General features: G+C 38.4%; 4 protein-coding genes. 2 read left to right on the forward strand and 2 right to left on the reverse strand.

Annotation, left to right across the window (positions count from 1 at the left end):
• Positions 1-1,188: 1,188 nt before the first annotated feature.
• Together B2X72_RS09005 and B2X72_RS09010 are read right to left on the reverse strand one after the other, a co-directional pair.
• A complete protein-coding gene (locus tag B2X72_RS09005; protein WP_286849228.1) occupies positions 1,189-1,575 on the reverse strand; it encodes a hypothetical protein in 387 nt (128 codons plus the stop codon).
• A 235-nt stretch (positions 1,576-1,810) separates the two neighbouring features.
• Positions 1,811-2,602 (reverse strand): MBL fold metallo-hydrolase, encoded by a 792-nt coding sequence (locus tag B2X72_RS09010; protein WP_145327333.1) that lies wholly within the window; start codon positions 2,600-2,602, stop codon positions 1,811-1,813.
• A 107-nt stretch (positions 2,603-2,709) separates the two neighbouring features.
• On the opposite strand from B2X72_RS09010, the gene B2X72_RS09015 reads away from it, so the two are divergent.
• Both B2X72_RS09015 and B2X72_RS09020 read left to right on the forward strand, forming a co-directional pair.
• Complete coding sequence (locus B2X72_RS09015; protein WP_286849232.1) at positions 2,710-3,006, forward strand: winged helix-turn-helix transcriptional regulator; 297 nt, start codon at positions 2,710-2,712, stop codon at positions 3,004-3,006.
• Positions 3,007-3,152: 146 nt separating this feature from the next.
• On the forward strand, positions 3,153-3,893 hold the full coding sequence (locus tag B2X72_RS09020) for a class I SAM-dependent methyltransferase (RefSeq protein WP_145327335.1): 741 nt from the start codon (positions 3,153-3,155) through the stop codon (positions 3,891-3,893).
• Positions 3,894-3,924 lie beyond the last annotated feature (31 nt).

Below are 3,924 nucleotides of genomic sequence, written 5' to 3' on the forward strand. Positions count from 1 at the left end.
CGCCTAGAAAAGGAAAAAAGTGACAGCTAAAGATCTTCCCAGATTGAAAAATAGGGGTCAATATCGAAATGATGAAAAAAGCTATGCGTGTACCACAGAAATCCAATCCTAAAATTTATTTAGGACACAAGTGACCAAACATCAAGCATTATTGAACCAGATGAAAACTTCATATATTCATACTTTAAATTATTCTTTTTCAAGAACTCAATCGTATTGTTGAACATCATTAAGTAATTCTCCATTTCTATTTCCTTGTTAAAAAAGTTCCCCTGAATTTCGAAGAAAAATACTGAACCCACCAGCTGATTTGATTTCAATCCTGTGTCCTATTGTCAATGCTGTAACGGAACCATTGGCATGATAAGTTACTAACTTATCATCTAAAATACCATACATTCTAACATTAGACCCCGATTCATAGTCCCATGCTGATCTCTAATCCGGTTTGGGGCACAAAGTGGGATGCTTATTTTTCTTTTATGCTGGATGTCCAGTTCAGTCATATGTAAAATCCGAAAATTTCAAAACTTCAATTTTTGCACAAGCAAAGGAAATAGCAGTGGGATTTGATGATGGCGAGTTAACGATAATAAAATCTCAATAACTATGGATCTTATCACAGTTGTTTATCGCGAAAGAGTTGATTGAAAAAAGAAGGAAAAAATACCAGATAAAGAAGGGCAGATAAAACTCATGATCTATTAATAAAAACATCAAAAAGAACAAGAATGATAACGAATATTCCTAGAGCAATTGGTCGGGTATACCAATATGAAGGTTGTCCGAACCTTTTCATAATAAGTCCAACAATAATGCTAAAAATGGCTAGAAACAAGCCCGATGCTTGATTATCATTCATACGCTAAAAATAAGTAAAAGAATTGACACGCTAGGTCCTAAATCAATTCCTAACTTTACTTGAAAAAAGAGCCCCGTTATAAGGAACATAACTGGAATCCCTAGTTTTTATTTACACATTTCGCGGGACAGTCCCGAAAAAAATGAAAAAGTTTTTTACTTGGTTAATGTATGTCGCTGCTTTTTTTTCTGGAATTATTATATTGTTGTTTATTTATTTGTCTGTTGACCCATTTCGTAAACAAAAACAAAGAAAACTTTATTATAAAAGGATCGAAGAAATAAAAAAACGTAGGAATCTTTACTGACAATCATAGTTTAAAAGCTCTACATCTTCTGCGCCAAAGGCCCATCTTTAGTGACCAGACTAGACCAACCGGGAAAAGACCCTACGGTTAGCTTTGCGATCAATCTGGACGCTAGAAATATATTGGCCACCGTTTCTTCCCCCAAATCCCAGGTTACCTCGACAGGTGAAATCGCATCAAATGCTTCAAGGTTTTCTTTGACAAACTCCGCAGGATTTAAAAACGGTAGATTCTCCCTTTTATGCCATTCAGATTCTCTGGGAGTAGGAACGCTATTGTATAACCAAATATCTCCAACTATTCTTTCCTCATTCAATAAGTATGCATAACAAACCTTATCGTCATCTTCGATAAGTACGGCGAATTCTGGATGATCGTTTGATACATATTTTGTTAAACTTCCCATAAAATAGCTAATTTAAAACAACGAAGTCTGTGCCGTATCACTCCGCAATGGCGGCAATCCCTCCCATATCGAAAGCTTCATAACCTTGACTTGTTCAAAGAGATTGTTCAGCATAGCGCTAAGATAACATTTATATCAGAAAAAAGGCTGGATGGAGCCAGCCCTGATAAAGATCTTATCCTATTTTAAACACTAAACCAGGCAATTGTGTTCCATGGAAAAACTATGCTTAAAATTATATCTTGGATTCATGCAATGGTTTTACAACTTCAATACGCTCTCCATCGGCCGGAATAAATGTCTTGTGCAGCAATCCCTCTTTCTCCAATCTTTGCTTTAACTCAAGGCGTGTGGTAGGACAATGGTTGATGGCTTCCATGTGATTTGCCAATACTTTTCCTGGCGCATCACGGATAAACTTTACAATATCGTCCATTGTCATCAATAGTGGTCTGCCGAAATCGAATTGTGCCGAACCGCAAGCTAGCACAGATACGTCGGGCTTGTAGGTAGCCAACACCTTTTTTACGTCATCGGTATAAATGGTATCTGCACTTATATATACCGATTCATCATCGGATGACTGCCATACGAATCCATACACATGCCCCATTGGTTTTCTTACCCAGCCATAGCCATGAACTGCAGGTGTCGCAGTAAGTTTGCCTTTCAGAAACGAGATTGTCTCCCAATAATCAATCGCTTGCAGGACATTTAATCCCCATTTTTTTAATTGGCGGGCGTGGTTTTCACCGCACAGGACGGGAATTTTACGGCTACGCAAAAACTCGATTCCTACCGCATCGATATGGTCGGGATGCAGGTGTGTAATCAGGCAATAATCGATTTTCTGCAACAGTTTTTCGCTTTCAATGGGTAAATCAACCAAAGGGTTGCGACGGGGTTTGAAACGGAAAAGGGTTAGCGGAACAAATGTCTTTGACTTTCCCAATAAAGGATCAACCAATATAAAGTTGTCGTCCGATTCGATAATAATAGTGGCATTACGTATTTGATGTATTGTCATAGTGATAACGTATTTAAATTCCTAAATTAGCTGGTAAATTTCGGTACAACCTTCGGCTAACGAAAGATATTTACCCAGAGGTTTCCCGGTTACAAAATTGTTACCTAATGAATTATAAGGAATTTGAAAACTGTTCCGTAAATCTTTTTTTCAGAATATTTTCCGGGAAATGGAAACCCCTGATCCTCCATCATTTTTTTTATACGGGTGATGAACGCTTCATTGAATTGTGGCGTAAAATGCCCAAGGTTTCCAAAAAAGTATTATTAGAACAACTAAAAGAAATGGAAAACGATGGAATTGTGGTTCGAAAACAAGTGAACACCTTTCCTCCGGAAGTATATTATGGCTTATCTGAAACGGGTAAAAGCCTAGAGCAATTGCTGCTTCATATTGAATCGTAGATGGAAAATTACCAGTTTCAGCATACTACCGAGTTAGACCCTATGAAAGAAAAGCAAAAATAGGAAATGGTTTAATACATGGGGGCTGTGATACTGTCCCCTGATAAAAAGATGTATCTTAACCTATTAAAATTTATTATCCGATTATGAAGCAGAACAAATATGACGAGCAAACATTCTTCGATCAATATAAAAATATGGACAGATCTATTAAAGGTCTTGAAGGTGCCGGAGAATGGCATGCGTTAAAAAATATCCTTCCGAGCTTTGATGGCAAAAATGTACTGGACCTGGGCTGCGGCTTTGGCTGGCATTGTCGCTATGCTATTGAAAACGGAGCTAAAACGGTAACAGGTGTCGACCTTTCCGAAAGGATGCTCAATAAGGCGAAAGAAATCAATGACCTCCCTGGCATCACTTATATCAGAAGCGCATTGGAGGATATCAGGTTTGATGAGCAGGAGTTCGACTGCGTCATCAGTTCCCTTACATTCCATTACATCAAAGACTTTGATCCGCTTTGCATGCATATAAACCGTTGGCTAAAACCGGGCGGCAGTTTTGTGTTTTCTGTTGAGCATCCGATATTTACTGCAAGACCCGACCAAGACTGGATTTACGATGCAGCCGGAAACAAGTTATACTGGCCCGTGGACCATTACTTTGAAGAAGGAAAGCGGGAAACACATTTCTTACAAAACAATGTAATAAAATACCATAGGACACTTACCACTTATCTTACAATCCTGCTTGCCAATAACTTTGCGATCGATTTAGTTACTGAACCACAGCCAAACATGGAAATGATTAACAGTGTCGCCGGAATGGCAGACGAACTCAGAAGGCCTATGATGCTGATCGTGTCGGCACAAAAAAGGCCGAAATAATCCAGCCCTGATATATAGTTATGATCCCAAT

It is taken from the genome of Sphingobacterium sp. UBA7253 (assembly GCF_002472745.1).
Lineage (GTDB): Bacteria > Bacteroidota > Bacteroidia > Sphingobacteriales > Sphingobacteriaceae > Sphingobacterium > Sphingobacterium siyangense.

Coding starts and splice junctions, on each gene's coding strand:
- B2X72_RS09005 (WP_286849228.1), bottom strand. CDS start 1,575: ATGGGAAGTTTAACAAAATATGTATCAAACGATCATCCAGAATTCGCC.
- B2X72_RS09010 (WP_145327333.1), bottom strand. CDS start 2,602: ATGACAATACATCAAATACGTAATGCCACTATTATTATCGAATCGGAC.
- B2X72_RS09015 (WP_286849232.1), top strand. CDS start 2,710: ATGAATTATAAGGAATTTGAAAACTGTTCCGTAAATCTTTTTTTCAGA.
- B2X72_RS09020 (WP_145327335.1), top strand. CDS start 3,153: ATGAAGCAGAACAAATATGACGAGCAAACATTCTTCGATCAATATAAA.